Source organism: Acholeplasma sp. ORD1043 (assembly GCF_057808485.1).
The window spans coordinates 73,905-90,721 of the sequence record NZ_JAQLOJ010000002.1; the positions used below are offsets into that span (position 1 = coordinate 73,905).

The following is a 16,817-nucleotide window of genomic DNA, read 5'->3' on the forward strand; positions in this document are numbered from 1 at the left end:
AATTTCAGTAAGTGAAAATAATTAGGGGTAAAAAAGAAAAAACCAAAGTTTTTTTCATATACTTTGCGTTAAAACTTTAATATTTTATATTAATTTTGAAAATTTAAAGAAATTTTTCTATCTCTTTTGAATAAATTTTATAACCTTCTTTGTTTAAATGAATACCATCTGGAGTATAACTTTCAATCAAGTATCCTTCTAGATCAACTAGACCATCATACTGATTAATAAATGTAACACTGATACTTTCTAAAACATTTTGAAGACCCTTATTAATTAACTGGTTTTCCTCATTTGTTCTACCTGCAACATAGATTTTTTTATAAAGTTTAGTTCCTTCTTTTAAAACAGGTGTCGTCGATAGATAATATAATTTAGTTTCAGGAAATTTTTGTTGTAGGGTTTTAAATACATTTATCACATTTTCTATAACTTCATCCGGGGTTGATCGTAATAAGAATAAATCATTTGAGCCGATAGAAATAAATAATTTATTAGGAACAATACTACCAACAATATCTGCTAAATTTTCCAATATAAGTTTAGTTGTAGCACCAGCTACACCACGGTTTAAAACGTCTAAATTTGGAAAAGAGGATTTAACATCAAGATACTCAATCATAGAGTCTCCCATGAATAAAATATTTGTGTTTTTCTCAACCTTATTAAGTTCTTTATATTTATTAATTACTTTACTACTGGTTTTAGCAATCATATCTCTTAAACCATGTAGTTCTTGATCATTTAGTTTCATAAATATCCTACTTTCTTATCGAAAATATTATAACACGCATACTTATGTATGCCTTCTATTGTGTTATAATAAATTAAACTTATAGGGATTAGGGACATATAATGAAAGACTTTTATTTAGACAATCAAACTTTTTATATTCAATTTGGTAGAATTCCTTGTGACACTGAAAGTAATATCTTAGATTCAAGACCATTCTTTATATTACTTCAAAGATATACAGCACATATTAAAGAAACAGGAAACCGTGATTTTAACTGGATCTTAAAGTTAAAACCAACTGGAGTTTTATCCCTTTTTAAAGATTTACTTGTTTGGGAATATAAAACAGTTGTTAAAACACATAATTTAGATTCTAATGAAGAAACTAGAATTTCTTTATATACATTCGTTGAAAACTTTTATGATTACTGGAGAAAAATCGAAAGATTTGGTTTCTTTAACCGTAGTAGATTTGATAATAATCAATCGATTAATCAAAGATTAATTGATAACTCAGATAACTTCTCAAATCTAGTATTAAGACTATATCGTACAATCTCTCAAAAGATTTTAAATAGAACATATAATCTGTTAAGACAACTTCCAGCAGGTACACAAGCTAATCTATCAATTGTTACAAATTCATGGGTTTATGATGCACCTTATACTAAACTTCCTGAACAAAGATTTGTATCAAGTATTTTAATCAAACCACCATTAATGATTTATTCTAAATCAAATACGAGAACTGGTATGTTTAAACCAGTTGATCAAAACCCATTAGAAACACTTGATATCAATAAAAATGATTATATCGTTTCAGCACTTAAAATCGGACCATATTTAGCATATGTTTATACACATACAAAATTCTTAAAATATGCAGTAACTTTAGGTTCTTTATTTGAATCAGCAAGTTATGAAGAGTATAAAGATAAAAAGCCAGATTTAATCTATATCTACGGTATAAACGATGAATCATTTGATGGTGTCTATCATCACGATAAAAATCACGATATTCATATTGGATTTGTTTCAACTGCTGATAAAAATGACTACTTCGGTTATGTTAAAAAGATGTTGTTAACTCTTTATAATGTAAGAAGCATGAGTGAAGGTAAACTTCCTATTCATGGTGCCATGTTCAAATTAAGATTTAGAAATGGTATTGAAAAGAATGTCGTTATTATTGGTGACTCAGGCGCTGGTAAATCAGAAACGATTGAAGCACTCAGATTAGTTGGTTCTAAGTACATTTCTTCTATCGATATTGTGTATGACGATATGGGTTCATTTGAAATATCAAACAATCACATCTTATCAAGTGGTTCTGAAATTGGAGCCTTTGTAAGACTTGATGATTTGGATCAAGGATATGCTTATAAACAAATCGATAGAGCAGTATTCTTAAACCCTAACCAAGTAAATGCAAGAGTTGTACTGCCTGCTTCTACATATGATTTCATTATGAAAAAACATAAAGTAGATTTAGTACTTTATGCCAACAACTATGATGAAACTAAAGAGGGGTTAGAAATCTCAGATAATCTAGATGAGATTGTTAAAGTATTTGAAGAAGGCGCAAGACGTGCTAAAGGTACAACGAGTGAAGTTGGTATGACGAAGAGTTTCTTTGCAAACCCATTTGGACCAGCACAGCATCAAGATATTGCAAAACCACTACTTGATAAATATTTTGAAAAATTATTTGAGAATAAGATACCAGTTGGTGTAATTTATACTAAGCTGGCTATTGATGGTTATGAACAGAAAGGACCAAATGAAGCAGCATTAAAATTATTAGAATACTTAATCAAGTAAAACAAAGGGAGAACGTCAAGTTCTCCCTATTTTTATTCTTCTTTATCTAATTTTGGTCCAATTAAGTATTTCTTATAATCTTCTTTTGTAATTTGATGAGATCTTGCAATCGCAAACGAATTACTTGGAATATCTTTAGTGACTGTTGAACCTGCTGCAATAAACACGTTATCACCAATAGTAATTGGAGCAATAAGATTTGTATTACATCCAATAAATGCCCAATCACCAATGACTGTTTTATTTTTATTTACACCATCATAGTTAACTGTGATTGTACCACAACCAAAGTTTACATTTGAACCAACTTCTGCATCACCAATATATGCAAGATGTGAAGCTTTTGTATTAAAGCCAGTTGAAGATTTCTTAACTTCTACGAAGTTACCAATACGGTTACTTTCACCAATATCAGCATGGTCTCTTAAATGAGCAAACGGTCCAACTGTCGTATTTTTTCTTACGATTGAATCATAAACATAACTGTGACGAACATGAACATTTTCATGGATTTCAGAGTTGTGGACTTCAGAATTCGGTCCTATAATCGCACCAGTTTTAATAATTGTATTGCCTGTTATAGTTGAATTTGGGTTAATGGTTACTCCCGGTTCAATAATCACATTATGCCCAATTGTGATAGTTTCTGGGTTTATCATTGAAACACCATTTAGCATATGTTCTTTATTGATGTATTCACGTAAATACTTTTCAGCTTTACTAATTGCATAAAGATCATTGACACCCATCACTAAACTATTATTTCTAACAGTATAAGTGCCAACCTTATAATCTTTTCGCATGATGCTAATCATATCAGTAATGTAGTATTCACCTTTAGCATTTTTATTATCTAGTTTGCTTAGTTCTTTAAAGAATTTTTGATTGTTAACGATATAAATACCAGTATTAATTTCTTTGATTGTCTTCTGATAGTCATCAGCATCGCGGTCTTCAACATTACCTGTTATTTGTCCTTGAGGATTACGAACTATTCTTCCATAACCTTCTGGATCATCGTAAATTGCTGTAACAACTGTTAAATCATTACCATTTTCTAGATGAGTTTCAAACATTCGATTAATCGATTTATACCATATTAATGGAACATCTCCTGGCATGATAAATGTATGGCCTTCTTTATCCCCAAGTTCTGATGCAGCCATCATTGCAGCATGCCCTGTACCTAATTGTTGTTCTTGATAAACATATTTAGCGCGATCTTCAATAATATCTTCTACAACTTCACGTTTATAACCTAAAACAAGATAAATCTCATCAACAACTGATTTTTCAATGTTTTCAACAATATACTCAATCATTGGTTTTCTTAAAATCGGAAAAGCGACTTTCGGAGTTTCCGATTTCATTCTTGTGCCTTTACCAGCTGCTAATACTAATGCATAGTTTTTCATTTTTTCTCCCCTAAAACTTTAATTCTTTCAACAATTCGATTCATCCATGAATCTAATAAAGATTCATCCTTACAACTTATTGTAACACGAACTAAATCTTCAGTACCACTTGGACGAACCAGTAATAATGAATCAGAAGTTAGTTCTTTTTGAGCTTCTTCTAGTAATTGTTTGATTTCATCTAACTTAACAACATTCTTATCAACATTTTTAATGTTGACCATTTTTTGTGGATACATTTCCACTTCTTTAGTATATTCTTTTAAATCCATGTTATTTTCAGTAAGTATTTTTAATAGATACATACCTGCAAATAATCCATCACCTGACGGTAGGATTTCATTTAAAATAATATGGCCCGAATTTTCTCCACCGATAGTTAAGTTTTCTTTTATAAGTGCTTCTGAAACGTATTTATCCCCAACACTTGTTTTAATGACTTCAATTCCTAAATCTCTAAATGCCTTCAGTATTCCAGGGTTACTCATTACAGTTAATACTACTTTATTGTCTTTAAGTTTATCAACTGATTTCAAGTATTTAGCTATAATGTAAACTATTAAATCACCATCATATAGATTTTGATCACCATCTACAACTAAAATACGATCACCATCTCCATCAAAACTTAATCCAATAGATGACTTAGTTTCTAGAACTTTAGATTTAATTGCCTCTATATGTGTTGAGCCTACACTTCGATTAATATTTAATCCATCGGGTTCATTACCGATTTGGAATGAATTTGAGGCATATTTTTCAATGATTTTTTTAGCGATTTTATATGTTGAACCATTAGCTGAATCATAACTAATTAGTTTATTAGCAAAAGGAATATTTAGTTTTTCATAAACTTTAATATATTCTTTTTCAACATCATCTGTATTTTGAATCAATCCAAAATTGGGTGATTTTAAAATAGATGTCTCATCAATATAACCTTCTAGTTCTCTTTCTTGATCATCAAGCATTTTGTAGCCTGATTTAATCACTTTAATTCCATTGTCAGTATATGGATTGTGTGATGCGGTAATCATTACACCGATGATATTTTTATTTTTTGAATAATAAGCAATCATTGGTGTTGAAACAACTTCAGAAATCAATACATTCACACCAGCAAGAGCTGCACCATATGCAACACCGTATGCAAGCATATTAGAAGATAGTCTTGTATCTTGACCAATAACAATTGTCTTAGGCTTAAATTTTTTAGCAATTGCTTGGCCTAACTTAAAAGCGAAATTAGCGCTTAGATCAATAAATGCTTTACCTCTAATTCCATCTGTACCAAAATACTTACCCATACTTACTCCTATCTTTTTCTCATAGTTTTAATAAATTCTTGAAATAATAAATTCACATTAAATCTAAATGGTTTTACGAAAATATAGATTAAAACTAATGCTCCAATCGAAATCATCACTGATAGAATTCCGTTTAACAACCCATTTAAGAGTATATTCTCTAATTGATTTATAGGTAGTATTTTTAAAGTATAAATTAAAACTATAAATAAGATCATTCCAAGATAATTTATAATATAGAATCTTTTAATTGGTTTATTGAAAGCATGTTTATAAAGCACAAATGGTTCAATAACGTGTGTGATAAATAAATTTGTTATAATTGTAGCTACAAGTATCCCATAAATACCAATCACATAATATAGACCAATTGATAATGTCAGATTTGTAAAGCCTTCCAATAAAGGTTTATATCTATCTTCGTAAAATTTGCCACTTGCATCTTTAAAACTAATAGTTGCGTGTCTCATGAATTGAATAAAATAATTTACTGAAATTATAATAACAAAAGTATCATCAAGTAGAACATCAGAATTAAATAATAATGTTATTAAATTATCAATAATTGCATAATAACCTAAGAAAAAAATAATACCTAAAATGAAATTCACTGTGTAAATCTTCTTAAATAACGAATAATAACTTTCATTTGATTTCGTTGTGAAATAATTACCTAAGACATTTGTAATCGAAGTGAAAAACAATGAAAGAATTCCTGTCATTGAGGTAATTATTAACACATAATTTGAATAAATACCTAAAATCGTTACACTTACAAATGTGCTAATCAAAATGCTATCCATAGTTTGTGACATTAACCCGCCTATTTTATGAAATAGCATTGCTTTGGTATTTTTAAAAATTTCATCTTTAATATTTTTGTCTAACAATGTATAATCGATAATTTTAGTCTTATATTTTTTCGCAAAAATCAGATTTGTTATAGTCCATTGTAAAATATTACTAATTAGATGAACTATTAAAAATAACAAAAATGATTTAGTATAAATAATCACAATAACTTGTATAATATACTCTAATATCTGAAATATCGATCTTATACTGTTAGTTATGTAATTATCCATATTAGCATTTATGTAAGAGGTTTTATATGCATATAAATAAGTTATAGCTGTCGCAAAAAGATAAATTATATAGTTTACGTATAGATTATCAAAATCAGTTACATCTTTTGCGAAATTGTGTAGAAATGGTATGATAACTAATCCAAATGATATTATTATTGCAAAAACATAAAAATATATTTTTTTATAAAGATAATAAAGAGCAGAAACTGTTTTAATATCGTTTTCATTCATGGGTTTATACATGCTAAATACAATTGCTGTCCCTAAGCCTAAATCTGCAACAGATAAGAAACCTAGTATGCTAATAAATAAAGAGTAAATACCAGCTATTTCATTCCCTAAGTAATTAACGATAAAACTTCTAGCCAAAATGCCTAATATAAGAATAATGATTTTAAAGATAATTGAAGTTGTGATATTTTTTTTTGCTTTATGCTTATACATATTAATTCATTATCATTAGATTAACTAATGCCTTTCTACTACTATTTATCTTTCAAATCTAAACTTTATTTACTCCAAACAACTCTATTTATATAGTCTGTATAACTTAAAATAATTCTTAATACTTTCTCAGAAACATTTGGCATTGAATAGTCTTCAACATATCTAATTGTTTCTTTTGATTGTGATTCTACAACTTTTAGTCCTTGAAGGATTCTTTCTTGTTTTAGCCCAACCATCATAACAGCACCTTCTTCCATTGCTTCTGGTCTTTCGTGTGCTTGTCTTATATTTAGTGCTCTAAATTTTAGTATTGATGATTCTTCACTGATTGTTCCACTATCACTTAATACTGCTTTAGATTCGATTTGAAGTTTATTGTAGTCAACAAACCCTAGTGGTTTTAATGTTTGAACTAATGGATGAAATTTAACACCTTTAGCTTCAATCATCTTTCTTGTTCTTGGGTGAGTTGAAACAATAATTGGAAGTTGATAGATTTCTGCAATCGCATTTAAAGTATCAACTAAGTCAAAGAAATTATTGGAACTAATATTTTCTTCTCTATGTGCAGAAACAACAAAGTATTTACCTTGTTCTAAATTAAGTCTCTTTAATACATCAGATTTTTGGATTTTATCCATATGTTGGTTTAATACTTCAAACATTGGTGAACCAGTTTTAATTACTCTATCTGGTGCAATACCTTCTCTTAATAGGTATTCACGAGCAATTGAACTGTATGGCATATTGATATCTGCAATATGGTCAACAATCTTTCGATTAGTTTCTTCAGGTACACGTTGATCAAAACATCTATTTCCAGCTTCCATGTGGAAAATTGGAATATGACGACGTTTTGCTGCGATTGCTGCTAAACATGAGTTAGTATCACCTAACACTAAGAATGCATCCGGTTTTACTTCATCTAGAATTGGATCAATCTTAGATAAGATATTACCAATTGTTTCAACTGCACCACCTGTTGCAGCATCAAGGAAATAATCTGGTTTTTTCAATTCTAAATCTTTAAAGAATACCTCATTTAATTCATAGTCATAGTTTTGACCAGTATGAACTAAGATATGTTCAATCGCCTCTTCTGATTCTAGTTTTTTCATTACTGCTGATAAACGAATAATTTCTGGACGTGTACCAACAACTGTCATTACTTTAAGTTTTTTCATATTAAACCTCCACGAAGTATGTATCTGGTCTTTCCAGATCAAACTTTTCATTTGCCCACATCACTGTAACCATATCAGTGTCACCTAAGTTCTCAATATTATGAGTATACCCAGGTGGAATATCTACAACTTGTAATTTTTCACCACTAACAAAATATTCAATAACTTCTTTTTCATCAACTTTTCTAAATCTGATAACACCTTTACCACTTACAACTAAGAATTTTTCATTTTTAGTGTGATGCCAGTGATTACCTTTAACAATGCCAGGTTTAGAAATATTAATTGAAACTTGTCCTCTGTCAGGACTCTTTAAGAATTCTGTGAATGAACCTCTATGATCAATATTCATTTTTAAATCATATGCAAATTGATCTTTTGGTAAATAACTTAAATAATTTGAGTATAGTTTTTTTGCAAATTCATTTTCTGTATTAGGAATTTGTCTATTTTCACGACTTGCTTTAAATGAATTTAGCAAATCAACAATTTCACCAAGTGTAGCCTTGTATGTTGGTTCAACATAACAGTAATCATCTTTTTTATTTTCATTACCGTTTAATGCGTTAATTAATTCATTAACTAAGTCGTCAATATAGACAAGGTTTACAGCATTAGCAGGGTTAGAGATTGTTATAGGTAAGTCTCTTGCAATATTGTATGAGAACGTAGCGACTGCACTATTATAGTTTGGTCTACACCATTTACCAAATACGTTAACAAAGCGATAAACTAGAACTTTTGCACCAGTTTTTTTACTGTAATTAAAGAGTAAATCTTCTCCCATCTTTTTGCTGATTCCATAAGGATTATCAAGTTCAGCTTGGATTGATGATGAAAGCATAATGGTACTTTTGTTATTATATTTGACAAGTAAATCAAGAAGTGTTGAAGTAAATCCAAAGTTACTTTCAACAAATTCTTTTTCTTCTTTTGGTCTATTTACACCTGCAAGATGAAAAACAAATTCACATTCTTTAGTGTATATTTCTAGTTCATCTATAGTAGAATCAATATCATATTCGAAGATATCTTTATATCCTCTATTTTTCAATTCAACAATTAAGTTTTTACCTATAAAGCCTTTGGCTCCAGTCACTAAAATCTTCATAATAATCCTACTTAAATAAATCTAACTTTAATAATAATTTCTTCATACCTTCAACATCAAGTCTTGCTGTATTATGAGAATGATATGAATCTACAACTTGTAATGCTTTGCTTCCTTTTTCTACAAACTTGTCATAGTTTAGGTTTCTGTTATCTGCAGGGATTCTGAAGAATTCACCTAAATCCTCCGCTTTAATCATTTCTTCTTGAGTAACTAAAACTTCGTATAGTTTTTCACCATGACGAGTTCCAATGTAGACTGGGTCTTGATAAACGCCTTTTAAGTCAAGTACAGCTTTAGCTAAAACATCAATTGTTGCAGCCGGTGCTTTTTGAACAAATAAGTCACCTTGATTACCATTTTCATATGCATATAGTACTAAATCAACTGCATCTTCTAATGTCATCATAAAACGAGTCATTTCAGGGTTAGTAATTGTAATTGGTTTGTTTACCGAAATTTGATCTAAGAATAGAGGAATAACAGAACCTCGTGATGCCATAACATTCCCATAGCGAGTTAAGCATAACACAGTATCACCTTCTGTTAATTGACGGCTTCGTGCAATCACGTTCTTTTCCATCATAGCTTTACTCATACCCATCGCATTAATTGGGTATGCTGCTTTATCCGTTGATAAGAATATAGCTTTTTTAACTTTGTTTTTAACACATGCAGAAATGACGTTATCTGAACCGATAACATTTGTTTTAACTGCTTCCATCGGATAGAACTCACAAGAAGGAACTTGTTTTAAAGCTGCAGCGTGGAAAACGTAGTCGACACCAATAAATGCACCTTCAATTGAATTGTAGTCTCTTACATCCCCTATGTAGAACTTCAATTTGTCATTGTTATATAACTTTCTCATATCTTCTTGTTTCTTTTCATCACGAGAAAGAATTCTAATTTCTTTAATATCAGTTGATAAGAATCTGTTAACAACAGCATTACCAAATGATCCTGTGCCACCTGTAACTAATAAAATTTTATCTTTAAACATATTTTTCTCCTTTTTGCTACCTTGCACATAATTTTCTAGTTTGTTTTCTTTAGAATTATTTCATGCTCAATTATTTCATCTTTAGTAAATCTTTGCCTAATCTTTTTTTCTGGACTGCCAACATAAACAGTATAAGGTAAAACACTTTTCGTAACTAATGAATTAGCACCAATAACAGAGCCCCTTCCTATAGTTAACCCTTTTAAAATGGTGACATTTGCACCAATCCAAACATCTTCCTCTATTACGATTGTTTGATCATGTTCTGCTAACTTTTCGTTTATACCTACACTGTTCATTTTTCTACCAATCAAATCAATTCTATGATCTCCACCAATTATCTTAACAAATGGTCCAATCATAACATCGTTATTTATAACGATATCCTTATCAGAATTTATCCATGCTCCATAACCTATATAAACCCGATTACCTAAAATGACATTTTTATAAGTTATATTAGATTTTCTACCAATATAAACATTTTTACCTATTTTTTTAAATTTAACTCTTACATAAGGATAATAGAATATTTTTCTAAAAATTTTATCTCCGAAACCAAATATTTTTGCAAATAAATTTAAAATCAATCCATAAATTTTCATCATATTTATACCTTGTTATTATATTTTAAGTTTGTTGATTTATTCAAATAATTTTTTACAGTTATAAAAATCAATAAAGCGTATATCATCGTTGGAGCGGCATTGTTGAATAATAATATAAATGTTAATGTAGTAAAGAAACATAGTACATAATTTTTGGTTATTTTCGTTAATTTGTTATAATTTTTGTAAATGGGTTGATTAATCAACCAGAATATCACTATAGTATAAATAATTCCAAAAAATGAAATTGTATCCAAATAGAAAGAATGATTTCCAGTACTATCATATAAATTATCTCCAATAGGTTTAACAAATGAAGAACCTATAATTGGATGTTCAAAAAAAGTTCTTAAGCTCGTCTCCATTAGAGCCCATCTTGTTGTCTCAATCATACTACCTTCAATTAATGTATTCTTAAATCCTTCTAATCTTGTTTGAGTTAATCCATCGGGAATTATCGAACTAATAAAATCAACTAATGTTATTGCTGGTGTTGGCCACGTAATTGTCAAAATAACCACGACAACTGTAAAAAAAATAATAAAGATTAAACTTTTTTGTAATTGAAAATGAAGTACGATTGCTAAAAATGTAATAAAAACACAGATAATTAATGCTGTAAAATAATTTGAAAGTGTTATGAAAGTAATCATTAATAATAAAACAATTCTAAAAATGTTTCTATACTTGATTTTTGAAAAAGATAAAAATAATATTGACGGATATATCAATATGGTAGTATATAAAAAATTATAATTTCCTATCCCTTGTAATAAAAGTTCGACATTTCTAGGATCATAAGTATTATTTATCAGTCTCATGATATGTCCATTATTGATTAGATTCACAAATGTAATAACGAATGATGTTAAGTAAAATATTGACACTAAAAATATAATTTTCTTATTGTTGTTATAATTCAATTGTGCAATAAAATATATAAATACCAAAGAAAATAAACTTATATACCTGTTACCAACAAAATCATTTCCAGCTAAATAGGTGAATAAAACAATGCTTGAAAAAGTAATTCCAATTATCAGTAAGTAATTAATTCTATTTTTAAACTTTTCATAATCAAACAAAAATATTAAAACAAGCTGAAAAAACATTAACAATAATTGTATTATTAATGAATTTTGAATGGTTAGTAATGGTGGAAAAACTACAAAGATTATTTGAATCGAGCACACAATAATAAATATTAAATTATAAATTCCACGTTTATTGATTTCCATCTTATTCCTTTTTATCTTTTGTTAAAGTCTTTTTTATTTATTCTTTTTCCATCAATGACTGAATCATAGATAAATGAAATCTCATTAATTATTGCATTAGTATTAAAAACATTTTTAACCTTATTATATATTTCTACACTAAATTGTTCCCTTAATTTATCATTGTTTATGAGTTCTTCCAACTTATTTAAAAGTTGTTCTGAATTTTTAGATTCAATTAAAAAACCATTTTTGTTATTATCAATAATTTCAGGATTCCCACCTACATTAGTAGTAATGATTGCATTTCTTGATATTCCTGCTTCTAATAATACATTTGATAAGTTTTCATGAAGTGTTGGTAAAACAAAAATATCTGAGCCAGATAATAAATCAATAACATCGTTTCGTTGACCTAAAAAATAAATGCGATCAAAATTTTGAAGTTGGTTTTTCAATTCAGGTAAGAATTCTCCATCTCCAATAAATACAATTTTTACATGTGGATAATCATTAACTATCTTTTTAATTGGTTCAATAGTAAATGCATAACCTTTGTCATACACTATTCTACTTGCAAAAGATATAATGACCTCACCATTTTTTTTATTTACGATCTTATGTAATATTTGTTTATCGATAAGTTGTTTCTCTTCAATTGGGTTATAAACAAATCCATAAATATTTTTTTTATTTTTTAAAATTTTATTTTTAAGTGCATATTCACAAACTGTATAAGTTACATCAGAATGATTGATTTGATAAGGTTCAAAATATGAATTAAATAAAAATCTTTTTAACTTACTTATTTTTGTAGAACTATTTGAAAAGCCATGAATAGTTAATACTGTTTTTACTTTTGCTTTCTTTGCAGCCACCATAGCATGATAACCAGCCGACTGTAATCCTGATATATGGACCAGATCTGGTTGTTCTTTTAAAATTTGACTATACAAATCTTTTATAAGAGCCTTATTTATTTTTCCACCTGCGTGGTAGTTTTGATTCAAAAAAGATATTTCATACTTTTTAGCCAATTCTTCAGCTATATTTTTTACCGTTATATTTGGACCACTAATTTGATTTGGCATTACAACATGTAACATTACCTTTTTCATATATAAACCTCATTACTTTTTTTCAAAAAATTCTTTGATTAAATTTATGAAATTGTTATTATCAAATACCGTTGAATCAATATTTGATTTAATAAATTCATGATTCTTTTGATGATTATTAATTATTTTTAATAACGTATCTTCAATATTATCATCAATTAGATATCCGTTAAATTCATTGATAAGATAATCTGAAACATTTGATATATTGTTTGTTACGACTATTCTTTTTAGGGATATGGCTTCAACGAATTTTGTTGGAAAACCCGCGTTGTTTTGTCTACTATTATCTCTATAAAATATCACATAATTTGATTTTTTTATCTCATTGATATTATCCATGTGACTCAAATAACCTAAAAACTTTATACGTTTATCATTTGCAATTTCAAAATCATTCGGATACTTTTCTAAATATTTTTCTCTTGTAATACCAGCTATATTAAATTGAAAGTTAACATTGGCATTTAATCCTGAAAGTATTCTTAAAACTAAGTTTAAATTATCTTTTGATCGACCAATGTTTCCGGAATATATAAATTTAGGAAATTTTGAATGAGATTCAGTTTCAATTGTCCATTTGGGATCAGTTAAGTCTACCGTAGGAGGTATTCTTACTACACTATTTTGATTATAATAATCTTCAAGATATTTGCTAATAACAATTAAACCATCAAGTTTTTTATGTACTTTTATCATACGATAGAACGTATCAAAACCTTTGATTATTTTAAAGGCAAAGTTTTCATTTTCTGTCCCGTACCATTCGGTAATATCAGCAATTGATTTAATATTATTGTCTTGGTTGTATTTTCTGATTTTGTTTAATGCAATTGAAGGATAATTGTATAAGATAACATGACTAACATTATCATACGATTTAAGTATTTCTTTATAAGTATCTATATTTGTTAAGTACTTTATCCAAGACTTATTTGATTTCGGATATGGAACTTCCCAAGCTTCAAAATCATAAATTTTATCAATTTTTCTCATTTTAGAAAGATCATTGTTTATTCCAACAAGAACAACATTATAATCTAATTTTCGCAGCATCTTAGAGATACCAATCACTCTATGTGCTGCTGCATTTTTATCTGGTAGTTTAAATCCACCAATATATATAATAGTACTTCGCATATTTTTATCCTCAATTATCGATGCATTTTGTTTTTTTACAAAAACATCTGCATGTTTTCTAAATACTTGCTTACGACAAAATTACGATCAAATTGATTTTGTACTTTATCTCTTGCATTTAAACCCATTTGTTGTTTTTCTAAATTAGTAAGAGAAATAAATGCTTCAATTTGATTGTTTAAATCATTTTGATTCTTTGTTTCAAATAGATACCCAGTTTTACCATGTTCAATCACTTCTTTACAACCAGATCTGTTTGATGCGATGGCAGGACGCCCCATTGCTGCTGCTTCTAATAGAACATTACTTATTCCTTCTGGATAATACGTTGGATGAATAATTGCATGCATATCTTGGTGTATTAATGAAACATCGTCAACCAAACCATGATAAATAATTATCTTATCGGCAACTAACTTATCAATTACTTCTTTATAATCTTCCTCTAAAAAACCACAAACATGAAATTCAACATTTTTATATTTTGAAGTGAAATGTCTAGCTGCCTCCAAATAGAAGTCAACACCTTTTTCTTTCATGATTCTAGAAATAAATACAAATCTAATCACATCATCGCTTGGATACGGAGCAACTTTAAATTGTTCTAAATTCACACCAGAACCTGGTAACAAATGATGCTTACCTATGCCGATTTTTTTATCGATGAAAAATTGCATATTTTCTTCATTTTGGAAGAAAATAGTATTAATTTTCTTAAAAGAATATTTATATAGAGCGACTGTGATTTTTTGTAGTAGACCTTTTTTCTCAACAGCCGTCCCTAAACCAGTAATATTGGCAATATAAGGGATATTTAAGGCTTTTGCTGCTATACCACCATAGATATTAGGTTTAATAGTATAAGTTAATACAACATCAGGTTTAATCTCTTTCATAATTTTTTTATAGTATTTAATCAGTTTTAAATCATTAATAGGATTAATACCACGTCTATCAATAGTTGCTTCTATGAATTTAGCACCAATTTGTACTAATTTATCTATTCTATTACCATATGGTGATGAGATATATACTTCATAATTTTGTGCTATTAATTCTTGTACTAATTCTTTTCTAAAGTTGTAGATGACAATATCATGGTTAACAAGTATGAGTACTTTTTTCATTATCTTTTTGATCTCTTTATACTTTCTTCAAGACTTACAAGATTATATTCAAAATTGTATTTTGATAACTCTAAATCATATGTTTTATTTCCAAACACTTTATTGATGAATGGAACAAATAAACCAAATAGATGAATTAACCAGTTAAAGAATCTAGTTTTTCTCACCTTTTTCCCTGCATTAATTCTAGTTATTTCCATGATTTTCACTGTAGACAAATAACTATCATTTTGAGGATAGAAAATACCATTTAAATTTAAAGAAATTGTTTGTTTGATTAATTCAGATAAATTATCGATATAAACCATGCTTCTTTGATTATTCAAGTTCGGTAAAATTGGTAATTTAAGTGCTAACTTTTGAAGTTTAGGAAAATTTCCTTTACTTCCTGGTCCATATACAACTGGAGTTCTAATAATGACTGTTTTAAAAGTATCATCAGACATTGCTTGAATAGCTAAGTCAGCCTCTAATTTACTTTGTCCATATGCATTTATCGGTGCATATTTATTAACATCTACATGTCTAAAATCACCAATCTTATTATCTTTACCATAAATGATCATGCTAGACATAAAGATAAATTGCTTAATACCAGATTCTTTAGCTTTGGTTGCTGTTTGGATTGCGAGATCTCTATTTACTTTAAAATATAGTGGTGCCATACTTTTTTTAGAAGACACATGTGCAATTCCTGCAACATGATACACTACATCAAATTTAGAGAAGTCAAAATTAACCCAATTAGGATCTTTCATATCCAGTGTTTCAACAAAGTATTCATTTGGTTCTTTTAATAACCATTTTTCAACACTCATGCCGATGTATGAATTTGCTCCAGTAATTAAAACACGTTTCATACTTTATCTTCTTTCTTCTCTTTCTTTTGATTCTTATTTTTTGTTCCAGTACCACCTTCAACAACACCATCTGATTTAAGAACGCTGAAGATTGTTCCAAAGAACACTTTGATATCTAACCATAAACCCATATGAGAAACATAATAACCATCAAGTTTTGCTTTATCAACGATTTCTAGTTCATCTCTACCTTTAATTTGAGCATAACCAGTTAAACCTGGATAAATATTGTTTGCACCATATTTATCACGTTCTTCAATTAGATCAAATTGATTCCATAAAGCAGGTCTTGGACCGATAATGGACATATCGCCTTTTAAGATATTAATTATTTGAGGTATTTCATCTAAACTTGTTTTTCTTAAAAATTTACCCATTTTAGTAATCCATTGTTCTGGATTTGTTAAAAGATGAGTAGGTGTATCTTTTGGTGTATCTATTCTCATTGTTCTAAACTTTAAAATATTAAAGTGTTTTTTATTCTTACCAACTCTTTTTTGTTTAAAAAGAATTGGTCCTTTAGAATCTAATTTAATGAGAATAATAATGATTAAAAAGATTGGTGATAATACAATTAATCCTATGAATGATAATAGGAAATCCATAACTCTTTTAAAGATTTTAAATAGCATATAA

Annotated in this window: 15 protein-coding genes; 1 reads left to right on the forward strand and 14 read right to left on the reverse strand. The window is 28.4% G+C overall.

Annotated features, from left to right (window positions below; translation table 11 throughout):
* Positions 1 to 103 precede the first annotated feature (103 nt).
* Positions 104 to 754, reverse strand: a complete 651-nt coding sequence (locus PG914_RS01430; protein ID WP_488821909.1) for a GDSL-type esterase/lipase family protein — start codon at positions 752 to 754, stop codon at positions 104 to 106.
* Between the two features lie 101 nt (positions 755 to 855).
* On the opposite strand from PG914_RS01430, the gene PG914_RS01435 reads away from it, so the two are divergent.
* On the forward strand, positions 856 to 2,556 hold the full coding sequence (locus PG914_RS01435) for a phosphoenolpyruvate carboxykinase (RefSeq protein ID WP_488821910.1): 1,701 nt from the start codon (positions 856 to 858) through the stop codon (positions 2,554 to 2,556).
* Between the two features lie 32 nt (positions 2,557 to 2,588).
* Here PG914_RS01435 and glmU read toward each other — a convergent pair whose 3' ends face one another.
* The 13 genes from glmU to PG914_RS01500 form a co-directional block, all read right to left on the reverse strand.
* Entirely contained in the window at positions 2,589 to 3,971 is a 1,383-nt protein-coding gene (glmU, locus tag PG914_RS01440; RefSeq protein WP_488821911.1) for a bifunctional UDP-N-acetylglucosamine diphosphorylase/glucosamine-1-phosphate N-acetyltransferase GlmU, read from the reverse strand.
* Complete coding sequence (locus PG914_RS01445) at positions 3,968 to 5,278, reverse strand: phosphohexomutase domain-containing protein (RefSeq protein WP_488821912.1); 1,311 nt, start codon at positions 5,276 to 5,278, stop codon at positions 3,968 to 3,970. The genes glmU and PG914_RS01445 overlap by 4 nt, the downstream gene beginning before the upstream one ends.
* Positions 5,279 to 5,286: 8 nt before the next feature.
* Positions 5,287 to 6,810: an MATE family efflux transporter gene (locus PG914_RS01450; protein WP_488821913.1), complete on the reverse strand. Its 1,524-nt coding sequence runs from the start codon at positions 6,808 to 6,810 to the stop codon at positions 5,287 to 5,289.
* A 65-nt stretch (positions 6,811 to 6,875) separates the two neighbouring features.
* Positions 6,876 to 7,997: a non-hydrolyzing UDP-N-acetylglucosamine 2-epimerase gene (wecB, locus tag PG914_RS01455; RefSeq protein ID WP_488821914.1), complete on the reverse strand. Its 1,122-nt coding sequence runs from the start codon at positions 7,995 to 7,997 to the stop codon at positions 6,876 to 6,878.
* 1 nt (position 7,998) lies between these two features.
* Positions 7,999 to 9,108 carry a capsular polysaccharide biosynthesis protein CapF gene (locus PG914_RS01460; protein ID WP_488821915.1) on the reverse strand — a complete coding sequence of 370 codons (1,110 nt, stop codon included), beginning with the start codon at positions 9,106 to 9,108 and terminating at the stop codon, positions 7,999 to 8,001.
* 7 nt (positions 9,109 to 9,115) lie between these two features.
* The gene (locus PG914_RS01465; protein WP_488821916.1) at positions 9,116 to 10,111 is read right to left on the reverse strand and encodes a polysaccharide biosynthesis protein; all 996 of its coding nucleotides are present in this window, start codon (positions 10,109 to 10,111) and stop codon (positions 9,116 to 9,118) included.
* Between the two features lie 35 nt (positions 10,112 to 10,146).
* Entirely contained in the window at positions 10,147 to 10,719 is a 573-nt protein-coding gene (locus tag PG914_RS01470) for an acyltransferase (RefSeq protein ID WP_488821917.1), read from the reverse strand.
* Positions 10,720 to 10,721: 2 nt separating this feature from the next.
* Complete coding sequence (locus tag PG914_RS01475; RefSeq protein WP_488821918.1) at positions 10,722 to 11,957, reverse strand: hypothetical protein; 1,236 nt, start codon at positions 11,955 to 11,957, stop codon at positions 10,722 to 10,724.
* Between the two features lie 11 nt (positions 11,958 to 11,968).
* Positions 11,969 to 13,054 carry a glycosyltransferase gene (locus tag PG914_RS01480; RefSeq protein WP_488821919.1) on the reverse strand — a complete coding sequence of 362 codons (1,086 nt, stop codon included), beginning with the start codon at positions 13,052 to 13,054 and terminating at the stop codon, positions 11,969 to 11,971.
* 12 nt (positions 13,055 to 13,066) lie between these two features.
* Positions 13,067 to 14,194 carry a glycosyltransferase gene (locus PG914_RS01485; protein WP_488821920.1) on the reverse strand — a complete coding sequence of 376 codons (1,128 nt, stop codon included), beginning with the start codon at positions 14,192 to 14,194 and terminating at the stop codon, positions 13,067 to 13,069.
* A 35-nt stretch (positions 14,195 to 14,229) separates the two neighbouring features.
* A complete protein-coding gene (locus tag PG914_RS01490) occupies positions 14,230 to 15,321 on the reverse strand; it encodes a glycosyltransferase family 4 protein (RefSeq protein ID WP_488821921.1) in 1,092 nt (363 codons plus the stop codon).
* Positions 15,321 to 16,181 (reverse strand): NAD-dependent epimerase/dehydratase family protein, encoded by an 861-nt coding sequence (locus tag PG914_RS01495; RefSeq protein WP_488821923.1) that lies wholly within the window; start codon positions 16,179 to 16,181, stop codon positions 15,321 to 15,323. Before PG914_RS01495 ends, PG914_RS01490 begins: the two co-directional genes overlap by 1 nt.
* Positions 16,178 to 16,813, reverse strand: coding sequence for a sugar transferase (locus PG914_RS01500; RefSeq protein ID WP_488821924.1), 636 nt, complete (start codon positions 16,811 to 16,813; stop codon positions 16,178 to 16,180). The genes PG914_RS01495 and PG914_RS01500 overlap by 4 nt, the downstream gene beginning before the upstream one ends.
* Positions 16,814 to 16,817: the final 4 nt, after the last annotated feature.

Bases quoted from the DNA above. Each gene is read 5' to 3' on its own strand.
- PG914_RS01490 (WP_488821921.1), bottom strand. From the start codon at position 15,321: ATGAAAAAAGTACTCATACTTGTTAACCATGATATTGTCATCTACAAC.
- wecB (WP_488821914.1), bottom strand. From the start codon at position 7,997: ATGAAAAAACTTAAAGTAATGACAGTTGTTGGTACACGTCCAGAAATT.
- PG914_RS01470 (WP_488821917.1), bottom strand. From the start codon at position 10,719: ATGATGAAAATTTATGGATTGATTTTAAATTTATTTGCAAAAATATTT.
- PG914_RS01485 (WP_488821920.1), bottom strand. From the start codon at position 14,194: ATGCGAAGTACTATTATATATATTGGTGGATTTAAACTACCAGATAAA.
- PG914_RS01465 (WP_488821916.1), bottom strand. From the start codon at position 10,111: ATGTTTAAAGATAAAATTTTATTAGTTACAGGTGGCACAGGATCATTT.
- PG914_RS01495 (WP_488821923.1), bottom strand. From the start codon at position 16,181: ATGAAACGTGTTTTAATTACTGGAGCAAATTCATACATCGGCATGAGT.
- PG914_RS01450 (WP_488821913.1), bottom strand. From the start codon at position 6,810: ATGTATAAGCATAAAGCAAAAAAAAATATCACAACTTCAATTATCTTT.
- PG914_RS01430 (WP_488821909.1), bottom strand. From the start codon at position 754: ATGAAACTAAATGATCAAGAACTACATGGTTTAAGAGATATGATTGCT.
- glmU (WP_488821911.1), bottom strand. From the start codon at position 3,971: ATGAAAAACTATGCATTAGTATTAGCAGCTGGTAAAGGCACAAGAATG.
- PG914_RS01445 (WP_488821912.1), bottom strand. From the start codon at position 5,278: ATGGGTAAGTATTTTGGTACAGATGGAATTAGAGGTAAAGCATTTATT.
- PG914_RS01500 (WP_488821924.1), bottom strand. From the start codon at position 16,813: ATGCTATTTAAAATCTTTAAAAGAGTTATGGATTTCCTATTATCATTC.
- PG914_RS01435 (WP_488821910.1), top strand. From the start codon at position 856: ATGAAAGACTTTTATTTAGACAATCAAACTTTTTATATTCAATTTGGT.
- PG914_RS01460 (WP_488821915.1), bottom strand. From the start codon at position 9,108: ATGAAGATTTTAGTGACTGGAGCCAAAGGCTTTATAGGTAAAAACTTA.
- PG914_RS01475 (WP_488821918.1), bottom strand. From the start codon at position 11,957: ATGGAAATCAATAAACGTGGAATTTATAATTTAATATTTATTATTGTG.
- PG914_RS01480 (WP_488821919.1), bottom strand. From the start codon at position 13,054: ATGAAAAAGGTAATGTTACATGTTGTAATGCCAAATCAAATTAGTGGT.